The 18,794-nt window shown below is 53.1% G+C and carries 18 protein-coding genes; 10 read left to right on the forward strand and 8 right to left on the reverse strand.

Going from position 1 to position 18,794, the window contains the following annotated elements:
• The first annotated feature begins 2 nt into the window (after window positions 1–2).
• The 5 genes from LG203_RS02330 to der are packed head-to-tail and all read left to right on the forward strand — an operon-like array spanning window position 3 to window position 5,070.
• Complete coding sequence (locus LG203_RS02330; protein ID WP_230344320.1) at window positions 3–839, forward strand: ATP-binding cassette domain-containing protein; 837 nt, start codon at window positions 3–5, stop codon at window positions 837–839.
• Window positions 836–1,654 (forward strand): ATP-binding cassette domain-containing protein, encoded by an 819-nt coding sequence (locus LG203_RS02335; RefSeq protein WP_230344321.1) that lies wholly within the window; start codon window positions 836–838, stop codon window positions 1,652–1,654. The genes LG203_RS02330 and LG203_RS02335 overlap by 4 nt, the downstream gene beginning before the upstream one ends.
• Window positions 1,655–1,698: 44 nt before the next feature.
• On the forward strand, window positions 1,699–2,325 hold the full coding sequence (locus LG203_RS02340) for a tetratricopeptide repeat protein (protein ID WP_230344322.1): 627 nt from the start codon (window positions 1,699–1,701) through the stop codon (window positions 2,323–2,325).
• Between the two features lie 3 nt (window positions 2,326–2,328).
• Window positions 2,329–3,495, forward strand: a complete 1,167-nt coding sequence (bamB, locus tag LG203_RS02345) for an outer membrane protein assembly factor BamB (protein WP_230344323.1) — start codon at window positions 2,329–2,331, stop codon at window positions 3,493–3,495.
• Between the two features lie 3 nt (window positions 3,496–3,498).
• Window positions 3,499–5,070, forward strand: a complete 1,572-nt coding sequence (der, locus tag LG203_RS02350) for a ribosome biogenesis GTPase Der (protein WP_230344324.1) — start codon at window positions 3,499–3,501, stop codon at window positions 5,068–5,070.
• A gap of 23 nt (window positions 5,071–5,093) precedes the next feature.
• Here the strand turns inward: der and LG203_RS02355 are convergent, their stop codons facing one another.
• Window positions 5,094–5,900: an outer membrane protein assembly factor BamD gene (locus LG203_RS02355; protein ID WP_230344325.1), complete on the reverse strand. Its 807-nt coding sequence runs from the start codon at window positions 5,898–5,900 to the stop codon at window positions 5,094–5,096.
• A gap of 40 nt (window positions 5,901–5,940) precedes the next feature.
• Between LG203_RS02355 and rluD the strand changes: the two genes are divergently transcribed.
• A complete protein-coding gene (gene rluD / locus LG203_RS02360) occupies window positions 5,941–7,005 on the forward strand; it encodes a 23S rRNA pseudouridine(1911/1915/1917) synthase RluD (RefSeq protein WP_230344326.1) in 1,065 nt (354 codons plus the stop codon).
• Window positions 6,992–7,732 carry a peptidoglycan editing factor PgeF gene (gene pgeF / locus LG203_RS02365; RefSeq protein WP_230344327.1) on the forward strand — a complete coding sequence of 247 codons (741 nt, stop codon included), beginning with the start codon at window positions 6,992–6,994 and terminating at the stop codon, window positions 7,730–7,732. The genes rluD and pgeF overlap by 14 nt, the downstream gene beginning before the upstream one ends.
• 17 nt (window positions 7,733–7,749) lie before the next feature.
• On the opposite strand, the gene LG203_RS02370 is transcribed toward pgeF, so the two are convergent.
• The 3 genes from LG203_RS02370 to LG203_RS02380 all read right to left on the reverse strand — a co-directional run bounded on the left by LG203_RS02370 (window position 7,750) and on the right by LG203_RS02380 (window position 11,095).
• Complete coding sequence (locus LG203_RS02370) at window positions 7,750–9,867, reverse strand: TonB-dependent receptor plug domain-containing protein (protein WP_230344328.1); 2,118 nt, start codon at window positions 9,865–9,867, stop codon at window positions 7,750–7,752.
• Between the two features lie 193 nt (window positions 9,868–10,060).
• The gene (locus LG203_RS02375; protein ID WP_230344329.1) at window positions 10,061–10,741 is read right to left on the reverse strand and encodes a PEP-CTERM sorting domain-containing protein; all 681 of its coding nucleotides are present in this window, start codon (window positions 10,739–10,741) and stop codon (window positions 10,061–10,063) included.
• Window positions 10,742–10,867: 126 nt separating this feature from the next.
• On the reverse strand, window positions 10,868–11,095 hold the full coding sequence (locus LG203_RS02380) for a hypothetical protein (RefSeq protein ID WP_230344330.1): 228 nt from the start codon (window positions 11,093–11,095) through the stop codon (window positions 10,868–10,870).
• 588 nt (window positions 11,096–11,683) lie between these two features.
• Here LG203_RS02380 and LG203_RS02385 point away from each other — a divergent pair.
• Entirely contained in the window at window positions 11,684–12,472 is a 789-nt protein-coding gene (locus LG203_RS02385) for a ZIP family metal transporter (RefSeq protein ID WP_230344331.1), read from the forward strand.
• Here the strand turns inward: LG203_RS02385 and LG203_RS02390 are convergent.
• Window positions 12,416–12,652, reverse strand: coding sequence for a hypothetical protein (locus LG203_RS02390; RefSeq protein ID WP_230344332.1), 237 nt, complete (start codon window positions 12,650–12,652; stop codon window positions 12,416–12,418). The two genes, LG203_RS02385 and LG203_RS02390, sit on opposite strands and share 57 nt — an antisense overlap.
• 59 nt (window positions 12,653–12,711) lie before the next feature.
• Between LG203_RS02390 and rimO the strand changes: the two genes are divergently transcribed.
• Window positions 12,712–14,037 carry a 30S ribosomal protein S12 methylthiotransferase RimO gene (gene rimO / locus LG203_RS02395; protein ID WP_230344333.1) on the forward strand — a complete coding sequence of 442 codons (1,326 nt, stop codon included), beginning with the start codon at window positions 12,712–12,714 and terminating at the stop codon, window positions 14,035–14,037.
• Window positions 14,038–14,071: 34 nt separating this feature from the next.
• Here rimO and LG203_RS02400 read toward each other — a convergent pair whose 3' ends face one another.
• From LG203_RS02400 to LG203_RS02410, 3 genes are all read right to left on the reverse strand, one after another.
• The gene (locus tag LG203_RS02400) at window positions 14,072–14,413 is read right to left on the reverse strand and encodes a hypothetical protein (protein ID WP_230344334.1); all 342 of its coding nucleotides are present in this window, start codon (window positions 14,411–14,413) and stop codon (window positions 14,072–14,074) included.
• A gap of 48 nt (window positions 14,414–14,461) precedes the next feature.
• Window positions 14,462–16,618, reverse strand: coding sequence for a putative bifunctional diguanylate cyclase/phosphodiesterase (locus tag LG203_RS02405; RefSeq protein WP_230344335.1), 2,157 nt, complete (start codon window positions 16,616–16,618; stop codon window positions 14,462–14,464).
• A 196-nt stretch (window positions 16,619–16,814) separates the two neighbouring features.
• The gene (locus LG203_RS02410) at window positions 16,815–17,450 is read right to left on the reverse strand and encodes a TetR family transcriptional regulator (protein WP_230344336.1); all 636 of its coding nucleotides are present in this window, start codon (window positions 17,448–17,450) and stop codon (window positions 16,815–16,817) included.
• Between the two features lie 118 nt (window positions 17,451–17,568).
• Here LG203_RS02410 and LG203_RS02415 point away from each other — a divergent pair, with 118 nt between their 5' ends.
• Window positions 17,569–18,783 carry an efflux RND transporter periplasmic adaptor subunit gene (locus LG203_RS02415; RefSeq protein WP_230344337.1) on the forward strand — a complete coding sequence of 405 codons (1,215 nt, stop codon included), beginning with the start codon at window positions 17,569–17,571 and terminating at the stop codon, window positions 18,781–18,783.
• The last annotated feature ends 11 nt before the right edge of the window (window positions 18,784–18,794 follow it).

Below are 18,794 nucleotides of genomic sequence, written 5' to 3' on the forward strand. Positions count from 1 at the left end.
CCATGACTGCCTTGCTGCGCATGGAAGAACTGACGGTTGTCCCGGTTAAATCGCCCCAGCGCAAGCTGGTCAATCAGGTATCTTTTGTGCTGGAGTCAGGCAAAACCACCTGTGTGGTAGGCGAGTCGGGCAGCGGCAAAAGCCTGACAGCGCTGTCGGTGATGGGTCTTCTGTCCGAGCAACTTCAGCGCATCCATGGCCGTGTCATTTTTCAGGGGCGGGATCTGGCTTCCCTGAGTTCAGAGGAAATGCGCGGCATTCGCGGCAAACAAATAGGCATGATTTTCCAGGAGCCGATGACCTCGCTGAATCCTGTGCTGAAGGTGGGGTATCAGATAGGCGAGAGCCTGACGGAGCATCTTGGCCTGCGTGGAAAAGCCCTGCGGGCAAAGGTAGGCAGCCTGCTTGAGCAGGTGGGCATACCGGCAGAGCGCGCAGACAGTTATCCCGATGAGCTTTCTGGCGGACAGCGACAGCGTGTGATGATCGCCATGAGTATCGCTTGCGAGCCTGCCATGCTGATTGCCGATGAACCGACGACCGCGCTGGATGTGACAGTGCAGGCACAGATTCTCAAATTGCTGGATGAACTCAAAACCCGCATGAACATGGGCATGCTGTTCATCACCCATGATTTTGGTGTGGTGGCGGATATCGCCGACGATGTCGTGGTCATGTTCCGCGGCGAGATTGTCGAGTCTGGTCCGGTGGCAAATGTGCTGGGCAATCCCCAGCATCCTTATACCCAGGCCTTGCTGGATTGTGTGCCCGATGCCGATGGTAAAAAGCCGTTGAAGCCGATTGATTATGCCTGGCTAACAAAGGGAGCCAACCCATGAGCGAAGCGATTCTTGTTGCCCGGCATCTGGTCAAGACATATCCGCAACGCGGCGGATTGTTTGGTCTCGGTCAGCAAAAGGTTAAGGCGCTGGACGATGTCAGCATACAGCTGAATGCTGGTGAAACGCTGGCTGTCGTTGGTGAGTCGGGTAGTGGCAAGTCCACCCTGGCCCGTTGTCTGTTACAATTGCTGCCCCTGGATAGTGGCGAAGTGCAATTTCAGGGCCATGACCTGGCCAAATTGACTGGCAAGGAATTGCGCGCGATACGCCGCGATTTGCAAATGGTGTTTCAGGATCCGTTTGCCTCATTGAATCCGCGCATGCGCGTCGGCGAAATTATTGCCGAAGGCCTGCTGATTCATGATCTTGGCACAGCATCCGAACAGCAACGCAAGGTCGTGCAGATGGTGAAGCGGGTTGGCCTGAGCGAGGCCGATTTGCAGAAATATCCACATGAATTTTCCGGTGGCCAGCGTCAGCGTATAGGTATCGCCCGTGCTTTGGTGCTTGAGCCCAAGGTGGTGGTCTGCGATGAGCCGGTTTCAGCGCTGGATGTTTCCATTCAAGCGCAGATATTGCTGCTCTTGCGCGAATTGCAGCAGGAAATGCAGCTGAGCTACCTTTTCATTACACATGATTTGCGTGTGGTGCGTCATATTGCGGATCAGGTGGCGGTCATGTACAAGGGGAGAGTGGTGGAGCAGGGTGATGTGGACTCCCTGTATCAGTCACCCCAGCAGGAATATACCCGGAATCTGCTAAATGCAATTCCAGGGCGTCGGCCGTTGGCTGGTTTGGCCGCGGCAGGCTAATCAGGTGCAAGTTGATAATTAACCTTGAATTTTAGGATGGCGTAATGGCATACGATTTGGAAGAACAAGAACAGTTGGACGCGCTGAAAAGCTGGTGGAAAACCAACGGTAAATATGTTCAGGTGCTGCTGATCGCAGTCGTGATTGGTCTGGCAGGCTACAAGGGCTGGAATTATTACCTGAATCAGCAGGCCATCAAGGCTTCTGCCAAGTATCAGGCCATGACGCAACTGGACATCAAGGATACCCAAGCGATTCAGGCCGCGGCCGGTGAACTGATGGATAAGTTTTCGTCCACTCCTTACGCCGCCCGTGCTGCGATCGCTGCTGCCAAGGTGAGCTATACCAGCAAGGATCTGGCAAGTGCCAAGCGTCAGCTGGCATGGGCAGCCGAGCATGCCAAGGAAGACCAGGTGGCGGCCGTGGCCATGCTGCAACTGGCAGGTATACAGTTTGAAGAAAAAGACCATGAAGCCGCGTTGAAAACGCTGGCGCAAAAACATGATGCTGCCTTTGATGGCTTGTTTGCCGACCTGAAGGGCGACATTCTGCTGGCACAAGGCAAAAAAGCCGAAGCCAAGCAGGCCTATCAAGAAGCATTGCTGAAGCTGGACGAGCAAGGCCGCTATCGACGCTTTACTGAACATAAACTGGAATCCTTGGGGAGCTAAACCTTGCGTCAGATTTCATTAGCCGTGCTGATTGCACTGGCGATCAGCGGTTGCTCCACCATCAGTGACATGAAGACCGATATTTCGGAGCGCATGTTTGGCCGTGAGTTGAGTGATCCACCGGCTGAGCTGGTGGATTTCAAGGCCAGCATGACGCCGAAAATCATATGGCGTGCCAGTCTTGGTGCTGCCGATGATTACGACTTCACCCCGGCTGCGATCAATGGTCAGGTATTTGCCGCCAATGCCGCTGGCGATATCTTCAAGTTTGATGCCATCAAGGGTACCCAGGTGTGGAAGGTAAATGCCGGACAGCGTTTATCTGGTGGTGTCGGGGTAGGCACTGATCTGGTACTGGTTGGTACGGCCACAGGTTATGTTGTCGCCTATGATCAGGCAGGCAAGATGCTATGGAAATCCAAGGTGAGCAGCGAAGTGTTAAGCGCTCCGCAAGTGAATAATGGTGTGGTCGTCGTCCGTTGTGGCGATAGCCGTATTTTTGGTCTTAATGCGGTAGATGGTGCTCGCAAGTGGGTATATGAGCGCGCCACCCCGGCACTGAGCCTGCGTAGCAGCGCGGGCGTTGCCGTCGATGGCGGCGCGGCTTATGCCGGGTTTGCCGGCGGCAAGCTGATTGCCCTGCGCGTGGAAGATGGCAAGGTCATCTGGGAAGCTTCCGTTGCCCAACCCAAGGGTACAACAGAAATCGAACGTATCGCAGACATTACCAGCCTGCCTGTGGTGGATGGTCCTTTGGTCTATGCCGTGGCATATCAGGGCAAGATCGCCGCGGTTGACCGCGCGACTGGCCGTGTGAGCTGGGGCCGCGATATTTCCAGCTATACCGGTCTTAATTCGGAAGATGCGCGCGTGTATGTTTCCCATGCGACCGGCTCGGTCTACGCGCTGGAGTACTCCAGCGGCAAGACGTTCTGGCGTCAGGGCGATCTCAAAAATCGTCAGCTCAGCGCCCCGTTGCCCATGGGCGGCGTGGTGGCGGTGGGCGATATTCAAGGCTATGTGCATTTCCTCGGGCGCGAAGATGGCGCTTTTGAAGGCCGTATCCGCACCGAAGATAGTCCCGTCATGCCACAAATGCTGGCACTGGGCACCAACGGTATTCTGGTCCAAACCCGCAAGGGCGGGCTTTACGCAATCTCACTGAAATAATCCATGCTACCCACCATCGTACTGGTCGGCCGTCCCAATGTCGGCAAATCCACGCTTTTTAACCGGCTGACCAAGAGCCGGGATGCGCTGGTGGCCGATCTGCCCGGCCTGACCCGCGATCGCCACTACGGACGTGGCATCGGTGGCGACAAGCCATTTCTGGTGGTGGATACTGGCGGCTTTGAACCGCTGGTGGATAGCGGTATTCTGAAAGAAATGGCCAAGCAAACCTTGCTGGCCATTGATGAAGCCGATGTCGTGATCTTCATGGTGGATGGCCGTAATGGCCTGGCACCGCAGGATAAGGTCATCGCGGACCGTCTGCGCAAAAGCCAGCGCCCGGTGCTGCTTGCCGTTAACAAGACAGAAGGCATGCAACGCGCCATTGTCAGTGCGGAATTCCATGAGCTAGGCCTGGGTGATCCCCTGTCCATCTCTTCTGCCCATGGCGAAGGGGTGCGCGATCTGGTGGAACTGGCGCTGGCAGATTTCCCCGAGCCCGAACCTGAAGAAGAAAACGATGGCAGCCGCACGCCCAAGGTGGCGATTGTCGGTCGGCCGAATGTGGGTAAATCCACGCTGGTCAATGCCTTGCTGGGGCAGGAGCGCGTGATCGCGTTTGACCAGCCGGGTACTACGCGCGATTCCATCCATATTGATCTTGAGCGCAACGGCAAGCATTACACGATTATCGATACCGCTGGCGTGCGCAAGCGCGGCAAGGTGTTTGAGGCAATCGAAAAATTCTCGGTCATCAAAACCATACAGGCGATTGAAGAAGCCAATGTGGCCATTCTGGTGGTGGATGCCCAGGAGGGCATTACCGAGCAGGATGCTCATGTGGCGGCGTATATTCTTGAAGCAGGTCGGGCTCTGGTGGTTGCCATTAACAAATGGGACGGCTTGAAAGAAGATGAGCGCGACTGGATCAAGCGCGAAATCGACCGCAAGCTGCAGTTTCTTGATTTTGCCAAGTTCCACTACATTTCTGCTTTGCGCAAGAAGGGCCTGCCAGAGCTGTTTACCTCAGTCGATGGTGCCTATAAAGCGGCCATGGCCAAGCTTTCGACACCTCAGCTCACCCGCGTGCTGGAAGATGCCATCATTCAGCATCAGCCGCCTATCAGCAAAGGTATACGCCCCAAACTGCGTTACGCCCACCAAGGGGGGAGCAATCCGCCGATTGTGGTGATTCACGGCAACCACGTGGACGGCGTGAAGGACAGTTACAAGCGCTATCTTGAAGGTGTTTTCCGCAAGGCATTCCAACTGACGGGTACGCCATTGCGTGTGCAATTCAATCAGGGTGCCAATCCATTTGCCGAGCCAGAAGACAAGCGCAAGGCGGGCGAGGGCATTGTCAGCATGCGTCGTCGTAAAACTGCGCAGCGCGCTGAGCTGAATGCCAAAAGCCGCGCCGAAAAAGAAGCGTTGGCGCAGCCTGCAGGTACCAAGCTCAATGTGGGTGTAAAACCTAAAGCTCCGATCAAGCCCAAGGCGCCGGCTAAGCCCAGAAATGCAACAGGCGCCAAAAAGGCGCCTGCAGCGAGTAAAGGACGCGCCAGCAAGAAATAAGGCTGGCGCTTTCTAGGCTCGTATCAAGAAGCGTAGAGCCCTTCCCAGAATTTCCACCATACACGTTCTTCTGGAACACCCTTTTTCAGCATTTTGCTGTCCGGGTAGTTAGTTTGCAGCACGCGCAGGGTGTCCTGCTTCAAATCATCCATGCCCATGAGATCGTAGGCGCTGATCATGATGACCAGTGCTTCTTCAACCGAGGGTGAGTCAGGATAGGTTTCCAGTACAAACTTGCAGCGATTGACCGAGGCCAGATAGGCTTGGCGTTTCATGTAGTAGCGCGCTACGTGCAGTTCATGGTTAGCCAGCATGTCGACCAGATAGGTCATGCGCAGGGTGGCATCCTTGACGTAGCGGCTGTTGGGGTAGCGGGTGACCAGTTCCTTGAGTGCAAGGAAGGATTCTCGCAATGACTTGGGGTCACGGTCACTGATTTGTTGTTTGGTCAGTTTTTCAACAACACCGCGTTCGTTGAATGTCGCCAGGCCTTTCATGTAGTAGGCATAGTCGATGTTGGGATGATCTGGATGCAGCTTGATGAAGCGGTCGGCGGAGGCAATGGTGGAAATCGGGTCATTGCGCTTGTAGTAGGCGTAGATCTTGTCCATTTGTGCCTGAGTGGCGAAGCGGCCATGCGGATAGCGAGATTCCAGCGTTTCAAAATATTTGATGGCTTTTTCGTAATCGCGTGAGCGCATTTTTTCGTCGGCTTCGGTGTAAATGCGTTGCGCCGACCAGCCTTTGGTCTCGTCTAACTCTGTTGGGGCGCCGAAGATCGCGCAACCAGACAGCCAGAGTACCGCAATAAACGCTAAACTATGCTTCATTTAAAAATATCCAGATTAAAAGTCTTGTAGATTATAACCGATGACCCAAACCACTCCTATCACTCTCATTATTCCACAAGACCTTGGCGGCTTGCGACTGGATCAGGCACTGCAAAAGCTATTGCCCGAGCATTCACGCTCGCGTTTGCAGCAATGGATCAAGGATGGCCTGGTAACGCTGGAACCCGCGCAGGCCGTGACGGCCAAGACCAAAGTATGGGGAGGGGAGCGCTTGCTGGTGCAAGTGCAGCCAGCCCCTGATCAACATGCTTTTGAGGCTGAGGATATTCCACTGGATGTGCAGTATGAAGATGAGCATATCCTGGTCATCAACAAACCTGCGGGTCTGGTAGTACATCCGGCAGCGGGCAACTGGACTGGCACGTTGCTGAATGCCTTGCTGCATCATGCGCCGGTGGTAAAGGACCTGCCACGGGCCGGGATTGTGCACCGGCTCGATAAAGACACCAGCGGCTTGCTGGTTGTCGCCAAGACGCTCACCGCGCAGACCAGCCTGGTGCGCCAGTTGCAGGCACGTACTGTCAAACGCGAATACCGCGCCATTGTGTGGGGGCAGGTATGGCAAAACGGACGTGTCGATCAGCCCATAGGCCGCCATCCTCATGCCCGAACCAAAATGGCGATTAATCGCAATGGCAAACCAGCGGTAACCCGATATGAAGTGCTGGAGCGTTTTGCGGTACACACTTATTTGCGGTGCAACCTGGAGACCGGCCGTACACACCAGATCCGCGTCCACATGCAACATTTGAAAGCGCCGCTGGTGGGCGATCCTGTCTATGGCCTCCGGGGAATCGTGCCTTTGCGCATGATGCCGCAGCATTTGCGTGATGCTGTTCTCAATTTTGGTCGACAGGCCTTGCATGCGGTCAAGTTGGGGTTGATTCATCCTGCCACTGGGGAATTCATGGAGTGGCAGGTGGAGTTGCCTGCCGATATGAAGTCACTGCTGGAAGCCATGCGTCTGGTACCGGCGGATGAAGTCGATCTTCCTTTCGCGTTTGAAGAGGATATGGAAGACGATGGTCTGGATGACGCATATCCCGATGATGAATGGCTGGATGATGAAGATGAAATTGACTGATGCCTCCCTGATTGTGCCGGAGTGGCCAGCTCCTCCCCATGTGCATGTGGTGCAAACCACACGCTCTGGGGGCGTCAGTCAGGCGCCGTATGACAGTCTGAATCTGGGAACGCATGTCGGTGATAATCCCTTGCATGTGGCGGCAAACCGGCAGCGACTGAGTGGTATGCTGCCATCCGAACCCATATGGATGGAGCAGGTGCATGGCACCATCGTGCAGGACGCGGCCTTGGCTTCTTGCGTGCCACAGGCCGATGCGGCGGTGGCGCGGCATGTGGATACCGTGTGCACGGTCATGACAGCGGATTGCCTGCCTGTGTTGTTATGTGATGCATCCGGTACGGTCGTCGCTGCCGCCCATGCAGGCTGGCGTGGCCTCAGTCAGGGTGTGATTGAGCGCACGGTCGAAGCCATGCATGCACCGGCGGATACCCTGCTGGCGTGGCTGGGGCCTGCGATTGGCCCAGACGCATTTGAAGTGGGAGATGATGTCTATCAGATATTTGTAAATCACGATGCCCAGGCAGCGAAAGCGTTTGCAGCAACGGAGCATGGCAAATGGCTGGCGGATATTTACCTGCTTGCCCGCCAACGCCTGGCTGCACTGGGTGTAACGCGAGTCTATGGCGGCGAATATTGCACGTTCCATGATGCCAGCCGCTTTTTCTCCTATCGCCGCGATGGTGCATGTGGCCGCATGGCCAGCATGATCTGGCTAAGTCGATAATCCCATCTACATAAAACCTAGTAGGTAAACTCGGCCACTATGCGGACATTTCGTCCGGGAGCAATATTGCCGATTGTCCCACCAAATGCCCCATCCAGCCGATACTCCTTGTTGTTCAGGTTTTCACCAATCAAGCGGAATCCCACATTTTTGGTCGCAGCCCAATGTATGCCTGCGTTAAACACCTCATAGCGATCCTGTGTCCCGAACTCCAGGGGGATGAAGCCACCACCTGCTGTGACCACGGTACGCTCGGAAACCCGTCGGTAACTGACATTCACGTCTACGTTTGCATTCAGGCTGCCACCAAGGGTGATGTTGAAGGCGTTGCCAGGCACGGTATACAGGGGAATATATTCTTCACCATCAAACAGTTTGCCGGTTATGCGCGAATAGGACATACGGCCATATAACCGACGTGTCGACATCGTGCTTTCGAATTCGACGCCATTTCGACGCTCCCATCCATCCTGAACAATCTCCCCCGCATCGTTCTGGCGCAGAGACGTCAGCAGGTGGCTGGTGCGTATATGGAAAAAATTCAACTTTGATGTGAACTGGATATCGCTACCGAACAATCGTGGAGTCTGGTAACTGATGCCTGCTTCAGTGGATTCCGAAGTTTGGGGGCGATAAAGATCACCACAAATCTGCGAGTCCGGGCCATTGGACATGAAGAAGCTCAGACAACGGCTGAATACCCCTTGCGTGAAATATTCATCCACTAATGGCGGGCGAAATCCCTGCCCATAATTGCTGTAAAGCGTGAGTTGCTGGTTTGCGGCTTGCGGCAATAAGGCATAGGCCAAGCCCAGGCTGTAACTTTCCTGACGAAATTTGATGGTAGATGCCTGATCATACTGCTCAAGCAGATCCAAGGTGCCGCCTGCGGCATCGACCTGATAAAAGTCTTTGCGGAATCCGGGCATGATGCTGAATCGTCCCACGCTCAGCTTGGGTTGCAGATAATAGGCAACGTAAGATTTGGTGCCCGGGGGCGCCGAGGCATTAAAGCCATCCGGATAGAACGTCTGGCTATAGGCAGTATTGTCGAAATAGCGGCTCACTTCACGCTGGTTTTTGTTGTATTGCAGGCCAAGCAAAAGCTCCAGGCTCAAGTCTTTATGCTGGATCACGCGGGAGCGGTTGCTGATGTCGAGATTGGTCGTTTCGTAGCGGTAGTAATCATTCAGGTTGCCACGACAAAGAACGGGAGTGCAAGCCGGGTTGATGCTCGACATGCCGGGATAGATCAAATCATGCAGGTCTGTGTAGCCTTTGCCAAATATGGCTTTGAAATCCACCCAGCGGTTGTCAGGACGGTAATGCAGGGTTTCTGACCAGGTCAGGTCTTCAATGCTGCGGATAACATTGCCGAATGTACCTGGTTGTCCGCCAGTGGCGTCATAAGGCTGCAGGCCGCTGTCTTCAAAACTGACGATGGAGGTTGTCAGCTGCACGCTTTCGCTTGGGAAAACGCTGACTTTAAGCAGCTTGGAAATGGAATTGATCGCCGAGTTTTCCAGCCTGACACCTCCTGGCTGCATGATGTCGTTGGACTGACGATTGGAATAGTTGAAGAGAATATCAATCCGGTCATCCGGCCGTCCATACACCATGTATGAGCGCGAATATTCGTCGTTGTTATTGGCATAGCCGAATTTGGCGCGTGCACCATAGCGTTGGCCAGGCTGCAGCAGGTCAGCGGCATCTTTGGTGGTGGCAATAATGGTGCCGCCCAGTGAACCCGAGCCACTGGTAATTTGTGGCCCGCGCTGTACTTCCACACTTTTCAGCAGTTCAGGCTCAAGGAAGGTGCCGCCCATGCGGTATTTCTCAAACCCCTTGGGGATACCGTCCACTTTTACGGCGACATCCTCATTGTCGGCATATCCGCGTATGTTGAATGACATGCCGCTGGGACGCGGTCCGCCGTTGATCGCCACACTGGGCACATCCTTAATGGCATCAAACAACGTGGCGGGTTGCAGGCGCTCCAGATCTTCGCTGGTGATGGTGGTGATGGCACGTGTGGTGTCAATGCGCTCATCTTCAACGTGGCGTGCACTTACGCTTACTTCCGGCAATGTTTGCTCATTGGGTTCGCTGGTGGCAGCCTTTGTGCTGCTATTCAACGTAGTGTCTGTTGTCGTGTTTTCGTTACCCACAAGTTCAGCGTGAGCAGGAGCCGATAGCGTGTTAAATGCGACAACGAAAATAATCATTAGCCGTCGCGCGTCATGCGGACGGATTCCGACAGGCGGAATTAACATGAGAGGGGCCCAGATCAGGACAGAAAAAGCCCCGACCAGGGGTCGGGGCGAAGGCTTATGCCAGGTTGTAGCGGTTTTTGCTGCGGCGTCGACCCATGAATCCGATCAAGCCTAAGCCCGCAGCCATCATGCCGTAGGTTTCAGGCTCTGGGACTGGAGAGGTCGCAATCGGTGTCGATGGCAATGCAACGGTAGCCAGTGCAAGCTGATCCAGGCTCATGCTGGAGCTGGTTGAGCTGAACGCAAATGTATAGAGCGAGGAGGCCGCCACATTGCTCCATACCCAGTACAACTCTTGTTCTGCCGAGGTGCCACCCATTACCGTGCCTTGGCCTTCATTGAATGCCAGGGTGGATGTGGCTGCAACACCATTTAGTGTCGCCGTGGTGTTAGCTACCGTACCCAAGGTGCTAATCCGCAGATACACATCAAAGAAGCCCGATGTTGCGCTGCTGACCAGAGTGGAAACGAAGCTGGTAGCCGTGGCAAAGCTGTAGATATTGCCGCCGCTGGTGACGAAGGATGTGCCGCTGGTTTCTTTGACCGTGCCGCCAGAACCATAGTCAGCCGAGTTGTCGGTAGTGCCGCCAAAATTGTCCCATGCGGCAAAATCGGTCAGGCTTGCGCTGCCCCAGGGTGCGGCAGAATCCCAGACATTGGTGGTAGCGAAAGCGGAGCCGCTGAATGCAGCGCCCAGCATCAGGGTAAGTGCGGATAGTTTTGTAGATAACGTCATGATAGTCCTCGTGAATATGCCGTTGACCCTTCCTCTCGAAGGCGCTGTTAGGCGATTGGCTCAACATTACAAATCCACGGTCCCACACCGTCGGATGAATACAACAACCGGCCAGGCCGGGGTAAATCAGGATTCCAGAAGTGTTGCCATTTCGGTTGCAGGGCTGGTTTCAATGCCCTTGGGCTGAAAGTCGACCACAAAACGATATTGTTTGCCGCAGTCGATGATGACTTCCTTCTGGCCCCGACGCAGGATGCGCATTTCGACTTTAAGATTGCCAAAGCCGTCATGCCCGATCAGATCGTCAAATAGCGACAGCAGGCATTTTTTTGCGGAGGATGGAGTAGTGGACATCGTACAGGGCTTCCCGGTTATCTTAATTTTCAACAATGATAATGATTATCATTTGATAAATCAAGCGCCATATTGTAACGAGGTGAGATAGCTTGGCCGGGTTACCAGTGATAAGGGGAATGAAATGGATTGCGATGAGGATCTTGGCAGCTCGCTTTTACATATGGCTTATTACACTTCAACTCGCTATCTGTTCTTTTGTATTACTTTAAGTATGCGTCTACTCTCTTGCCGAACACGCAGGCATCGTCGGCGCTGATGGATGCTTTTAAGAGTATTTGGGCAATGCTATCCTCACATAAACTGAATAAAGAGTCGTTCAGTAATAATTAAAATAAGGGATAAACAATGTCAAAAAATATAAAAATTGCTGTTGGAATTCTAATGCTCGTGGCTTTGATGGCTCATATCTTTTTCACTTCACCAATGTCAATTTTAGAATATTGGAGCTTTAGTGCGGTTGAGTAGATCTACCGGACGTGCAAATACACGTGTCATGTTCGACAGCCCGCCACATTGCCGATATCAATAATCTGTGTCCTATTTCCACATCATGAGGATCGGCGTTATCCCGTATAATGCGCAGTTATGTCGATATTATCAGCCATCATTTTTACCAACCTGGCCGGTGGCGTACTCAGTATTCTGTGTGCAGCACTATTTGTGTTAAAGGCTCGTCCAGCATGGATTCCCATGCTGGTAAGCTATGCCATTGGTGCCTTGCTCGGTGCCGCATTCCTGGAAATATTGCCGCATGCGTTGCATGAAGCCTCCAGCGTGGAGGCAATGGCGATGACGGTGTTGTTTGGCATCTTGCTGTTTTTTATTTTGGAAAAGCTCGTGTTGTGGCGGCATTGCCATGGCAATGAGTGCGAGGCTCACAGCGGCCATGAACCAGCAGCATCCTCACACGATCACGGGCATGATCATGGTCGTAGCGGCATGATGATCATGGTGGGCGATACCTTTCATAATTTTGTGGATGGCATATTGATTGCCGCGGCGTTTATGGTCGACATGAAGCTGGGGATGGTAACGGCCCTGGCGATTATCGCGCATGAAATTCCACAGGAAGTCGGGGATTTCCTGATTCTGTTGCATTCGGGCTATACCAAGCGTCAGGCCATTCTGCTGAATCTGCTTTCCAGCCTGGCGACATTGGGTGGCGGTTTGCTTGCCTACTTTGCCTTGCAGACGGTACAAGGCTGGATTCCCTATATTCTGGGCCTGGCTGCTGCCAGCATGATTTATGTCGCGGTCGCAGATTTGATTCCCGGTTTGCACAAGCGGACCGAACTCAAGGCGACCGTTCAGCAGGTGCTATTGATCATGCTTGGCATTGCTTCTATCTGGCTCACCAAGTTTTTCCTGGAGTAGGGCTGCTTTTTCCTGTGCCAGTTTGTGGCGTCGACGTTGCGGCGTACCAAATAACCAGAGCAGCAATGCACATGGCAGCAAGCCATAAAAAACAAAGGTCAGGATGCCAGCCACCAGGCTGGGCTCGGTGGCTGCCATCAGTACAGTAACGTACAGCCAGGCGATGGCAACAATATACATAAGGGCTTTTCAGAAACTCAGGTGATATGAGTGCCCAGATTTTAATTGAGAATATACGTATGAACCAATCCATTCCAAAAGTTGGCTTTGTTTCCCTAGGCTGCCCCAAGGCGTCTTCGGATTCTGAGCGCATACTCACGCAGCTGCGCGCCGAGGGCTACAGCATTTCTGGCTCCTATCAGGATTCAGACCTGGTGGTCGTCAATACCTGCGGCTTTATTGATAGTGCAGTGCAAGAGTCACTCGATGCGATTGGCGAAGCTCTGGCCGAAAATGGTAAAGTTATTGTTACCGGCTGTCTTGGTGCCAAGGCCGATGTGGTGCAAACAGCGCATCCCAGTGTCCTTGCCGTGACAGGCCCGCATGCGCTGGAAGAAGTGATGACGGCCGTGCATGCCAATTTGCCCAAGCCGCATGATCCCTACACTGACCTGGTGCCGCCACAAGGCGTGCGCTTGACGCCCAAGCATTATGCTTACCTGAAAATATCGGAAGGCTGTAACCATCGTTGCAGCTTCTGCATTATCCCTTCCATGCGCGGCGACCTAGTCAGCCGCCCGATCGGGGAAGTGATGCAGGAAGCGGAAAATCTGGTCAATGCCGGTGTTTCCGAACTGCTGGTAATTTCGCAAGACACCAGCGCATATGGTGTGGATGTCAAATACCGTACAGGTTTCTGGAATGGTCGCCCGATCAAGACGCGCATGACGGAGTTGGCGCGTGGGCTAGGTGATCTTGGCGTGTGGGTGCGCATGCATTATGTCTACCCTTATCCGCATGTCGATGAGATCATCCCGCTGATGGCCGATGGCTTGATCCTGCCGTATCTGGATGTGCCGTTTCAGCATGCCAGCCCGCGCATTCTCAAGGCAATGAAACGGCCGGCAAGCAGCGAAAACAACCTCGCCCGTATCAAGGCATGGCGTGACATTTGTCCTGATATTACGATTCGCAGCACCTTTATTACCGGCTTCCCTGGCGAGACTGAAGAAGACTTCCAGATGTTGCTGGATTTCCTGCAGGAAGCTGAGCTGGACCGTGTTGGCTGTTTTGCCTATTCCGCTGTAGATGGTGCTGCTGCGAATGCTTTGCCGGATGCGGTGCCAGAAGAGCTGAAGCAGGAACGTCTGGCGCGTTTCATGGAAGTGCAGGAGGCGATCAGCGCAGAGAAGTTACAACGTCGGGTAGGGCGCTTGGAAACTGTGCTGGTGGATGAAGTCAATGGCGATGAGGCGATTGCCCGTACCATGTCTGACGCGCCCGAAATCGATGGTGTGGTGTATCTGGCAGATGCGGAAGGCTTGAACCCTGGCGATCTCGTAGAGGTGCAAATCACGGATGCTGATGGACACGATCTATGGGGTGGCCCACCTGAATCGATTTGAGGATCAGGTAATCCCTTGCTAGTCGAGAGTCAGGTCAGGGATTGCCGAACAAATCCGGCATGATGGGGTGCGGGCGCTCTGAGTCTGCCCGCTCCTCCAGAAAGTCCAGTGTATAAGGGCAGCGCACCGGTTGCTTGATGGCCTTGCGTTTTTTCCCGGTTTTTTCCGTATTGACGTAGGGCGTTTGACTCACGCGAATGTAGCCTGCGGCGAGAAGTTTTTGCGTGGTGGTTTCGAACAGGCTTAGAGGATTGTCGATGTTTTGCAAGGTGATGTTGTTTTTGCTCACCTTGAGCACGTTATACATCACGAATTTGCTGGATGTCTGCTTGCCGTAGATTTCACCCTTGCAAATCTGGCCAGTCTGAAAATCCATAATCGTTCCTGAAGTGCTATTGAACGCATGATAACGGCATTGCAGGGCCTACACAAGCTTGTCTTGCGCCAGTAGCAGCTTCCCCGTCTGGTCAAATGGTAATGGCTGGCTGAACAGAAAGCCCTGCATTTCATCGCAACCGATACTTAGCAGGAAGTCGCGTTGTCGCTCCGTTTCCACGCCTTCTGCTACCAGGTTAATGCCCAGGTTATGCCCCAATGCCACAATCGCTTTCAGAATGGCCTGGTTTGCCGTATCACTTTCCAGCCCCATGACAAAGCTGCGATCTATCTTGAGATTATCAATCGGGAAATGCTTGAGGTAACCCAGACTGGAATACCCCGTCCCAAAGTCATCAATGGCAAGCTTTACGCCCAACGCTTTCAAGTCATTCAGCACCTTGATGAACTGAGGTGACGTATCCGCCAGCGTACCCTCGGTGATTTCAAGTTCGAGCAGTGAAGGGTTAAGCCCCGTTTCTTGCAGCACACGCGAAATATTCCTGACAAGGTCGCTCTGCTGAAACTGTCGCGGAGAGACATTCACCGAGACTGGTACGTCATATCCAGAAAGCCGTGACAAGGCGATGCTTTCCGTACAGGCTTTTTCTAATACCCAAGAGCCGATCTGCTCGATCAGGCTGCTTTCTTCCGCAATCGGAATAAAGCGATTAGGCGAGATCAATCCTTGCCTAGGGTTGTGCCAGCGTATCAGCGCTTCAACGCCGGTAATGCGTTGCGTCCGTAAATTGAGCTTGGGTTGGTAATGCAGATGAAATTCATTGTGCCCCAGCGCATTGCGCATCTGGTATTCCATCTCCAGTCGTTCGATCAGGATGGAATTCAGCTCGCGGGTATAAAACTGGAAATTATTCTTGCCTTCCTGCTTGGCCTTGTACATAGCCGTATCTGCATTTTTAAGCAGGGTTTCGCTGGTCTTGCCGTCGTCCGGGTACAGGCTGATGCCGATGCTGCTGGTGACGGTGAAATCCTTGCCCTCAATGCTGCAAGGCTCGGAGGTCAGCGCCAGCACGCGTTGCAGTGTCTGGCTGAGGGCATCCATGCCGTGAATGTTGGAGAGCAGCAGCACAAACTCATCACCACCTGGCCGGGCAACCGTATCACTGTCCCGAATGCAGCTTTCCAGCCGACGCGCCATGGCGATCAACAGCTGATCCCCGATAAAGTGCCCCATGCTGTCATTGATGTCTTTGAATTTGTCCAGATCCACAAAGACCACGGCAAGCTTGGACGCAGTGCGATCCGCATAGCTGATCGCCTGCAAAAGCCTGTCCTGCATCAGCGTGCGATTGGGCAGGCCGGTCAGGTCATCATGCGTGGCCTGATATTCGATCAAGGCGTTATAGCTTTTGCGCTCGGTAATGTCTTCTACCGTGCCTTCAAAATAGAGCAGCTTGCCTTCCTCATTACGGACAGCGCGGGCATTTTCCGAAATCCAGATGGTGCTGCCGTCACGGCGATAGATTTGCGACTCGAAATTGACTACCCGGTCCTCAAGTTGCATCAGTGTAAGGAAAGTCTGGCGGCTTTCAGGTTGGACATACAGTTGCTGGGCAATGTTGTTCAGGTTTTGAATCAGCTCTTCCGGACTCTCATAACCATAAATCCTGGCGAGGGCTGGATTGGCATTGATGTACTGTCCATCATGACTGGTCTGAAAAATACCTTCGATTGAGTTCTCGAAGATGTTGCGATAACGTCGTTCCGCTTCCTGCAGCGCTTGTTCGTTCAGTTTGCGTTGCGTGATGTCCTGGATAAATCCTTCAAGCGCCTCGACTTGACCTTGCGGATTGAAAATCCCGGTTCCACGCTCGTTAACCCAGCGGATATCACCATTGATTGTCATGATCCGGTATTCGATTTCGAAACGCTCGCGTCGGGATAAGGCGTCTTCCACGATGCCGCGTATCCGCGCACGGTCCTCAACCAAGGTCAACTCTTCAAAGCTGGTACGACCATTGTGCAGCAGTTCGTCAGGGCGATAGCCTGTCAGGTCAAAGCATCCATCACTGATGAACAGCATGGTCCAATGCGCATCCACCAGACAACAATAAGCCATACCCTCCATGTTTTTTAACAGGGAGTCCAGGATGTGCTCACGATGCTGGAGCCAGTTGCGTATGAATGCACTCACGCTGGTAGTATAGTCTTCGACTTTACTATGATGAGCTAAGCTGAGTCGCATGGTCTTGATTCGTCATGATCTTGATATTCTGCAGAATGCCAATAAGTCTTAATAACAGCATAGCTTTTAGCAAGGATCAGGCCAGAAGGTGTGGCACTGATATGAGGCGTTCTTGTCGAGGCTATATCTATTAGCGCACATGGATTGCCATATTTTGGTGCGTAAAAAAGAATGTTTGCACCCGAAGGGGGCTGATTTAAGCCGTTTTCGTTTTCCGGCGTAGCCTTACGTGGGCGCGGATGAAGTTGTTTGTTTGTTGCCTGCGCTCGCTACCTTCAGGATCTTTTATCCACATATGGAGAAGACCGCTGAAAAAGAGGTAAGTATCCATTGCGTACTCTTCTGGTGTGCAACTTGTATCAAGCAGGTCCAGCTCCTGGGCGCGTTGATAAGCGCGCTTGATGTTCAAGGAAATATTGGAGCAATTATTGGCTATTTGTTGTAGAACTTCGGCAAATTCATCAACATACTCACACTTGATCATCATGATTTCGTAGGTCTGTCTTGTCTCGCTACTGTCATTTAGTACTTGTATGGTTTCGGTCAGAAAGCGCTCTATGTTAAGCAAGGGGTCTTCTGCACCCTCAGCGGCTTTCAGCAGGGTGTCATCCATGCGGTCAATCAGGGGAAGAAACACGCGCTCACGCAATGCCAGCAAAATTTCCGTTTTACTGTCAAAGTGCCAGTAAATCGCCCCGCGCGTCAGGCCAGCTTGGGCAGCAATCTGTTCCATGCTGGTTCTGCTAACACCTCGAACAAGAAACACTTCGCGCGCGGCATCTATGATGCGTTGACGAGTGATAGCAGCATCTTCTTTGGTTTTGCGTACCATATGACTTAGGCGATAACCTTATAAAAATGGGGTTTACATACAAGCATGTTTGTATGTAATATACATACATTCACGTATGTAAGTCAAGAATCTTTGTATATTAGACATGGAGTTACAGATGGCAGCCTTCAATTTTGATCGGGGCAGTAAACGTATTGGCAGTAAGTTCCAAGCACCTTTACTGCTTGCACTTATCGCTGGAATAGCAGTAAGTGCATGTGGCAAGAACGACCAAAGTGCCGCACAACATCAAGGTGGCGCCATGCCAGTGACGGTAATGGAGATGCAGCCCACTAACGTCCCCATTACTGCAGAAGCTGTAGCTCAGACCGAGGGGGCCAAAGAAGTTGAAGTGCGTCCTCGCGTGGGCGGTATTTTGCTCAAGCGTTTGTACCAGGAAGGTGAGTCAGTAAAAGCGGGTCAGCCCATGTTTTTGATTGACCCTGTGCCTTATCAGATTGCCTTGCAGCAAGCGCGTGCGGAGCTGGCGCAACAGAAAGCCAGAATTGAACAAACGCGTCGCGAAGAAGCGCGTTTGCAGAATCTGCTCTCCACGCAATCCGTCAGTCAGCGCGAATATGATAATGCCGTCTCTGACAACGCCGTTGCCAATGCCAATCTGCTGGCAGCTGAGGCTGCCGTACGGCAGGCAGAGCTGAATCTTTCCTATACGACAGTGACTGCTCCGGTCAGCGGTGTTTCCGGTCGTTTTCAATTCTCTGAAGGTGCGCTGGTCGAAGCAAACTCCAGCTTGCTGACTACTCTGGTGCAACTGTCTCCTATCTGGGTACGGTTCAGTTTCTCTGATAACGAACTGACACAATTGGGCGGTCGCTTGACGGAAAAAAATGTAAAGCAGGTCACGGTGGTATTGCCAGACGGCAGTGAGTATCAACAAAAAGGCAAGCTCAACTTTGCTGCCAGCCAGATTGATCCTACCTTGGGTACCCAGCAATTGCGTGCCACCTTTGATAATGAAGATCAGCGCCTGCTGCCTGGTCAGTTTGTTCGTGCGCGTGTCACTACCGGTCAGCGTGATGGCGTCTTCATCGTGCCTCAGGTTGCGGTAGTGAATATGCAGCAGGGCAAGTTTGTTTACGTGATCAACGAAAAGAACGAAGCGACTGTGCGTCCCATCGTGACAGGCGGTTGGCAAGGGCAGGGCTGGGTTGTGCTTAAAGGCCTGAGTGCCGGTGACAAGGTGGCTGTCGACAACATCATCAAGCTGCGCCCAGGCGCTCCGGTAAGTCCTCATCCACAAGAAGCGGCACCTGCAGGTGCGCCAGGCGACACTCCTGCGCCTGAGGCTCAACAAAAACCCAAGCAATCCTAAGCGGGAGACGT

Source organism: Methylovorus mays, assembly GCF_020531915.1.
Lineage (GTDB): Bacteria > Pseudomonadota > Gammaproteobacteria > Burkholderiales > Methylophilaceae > Methylovorus > Methylovorus mays.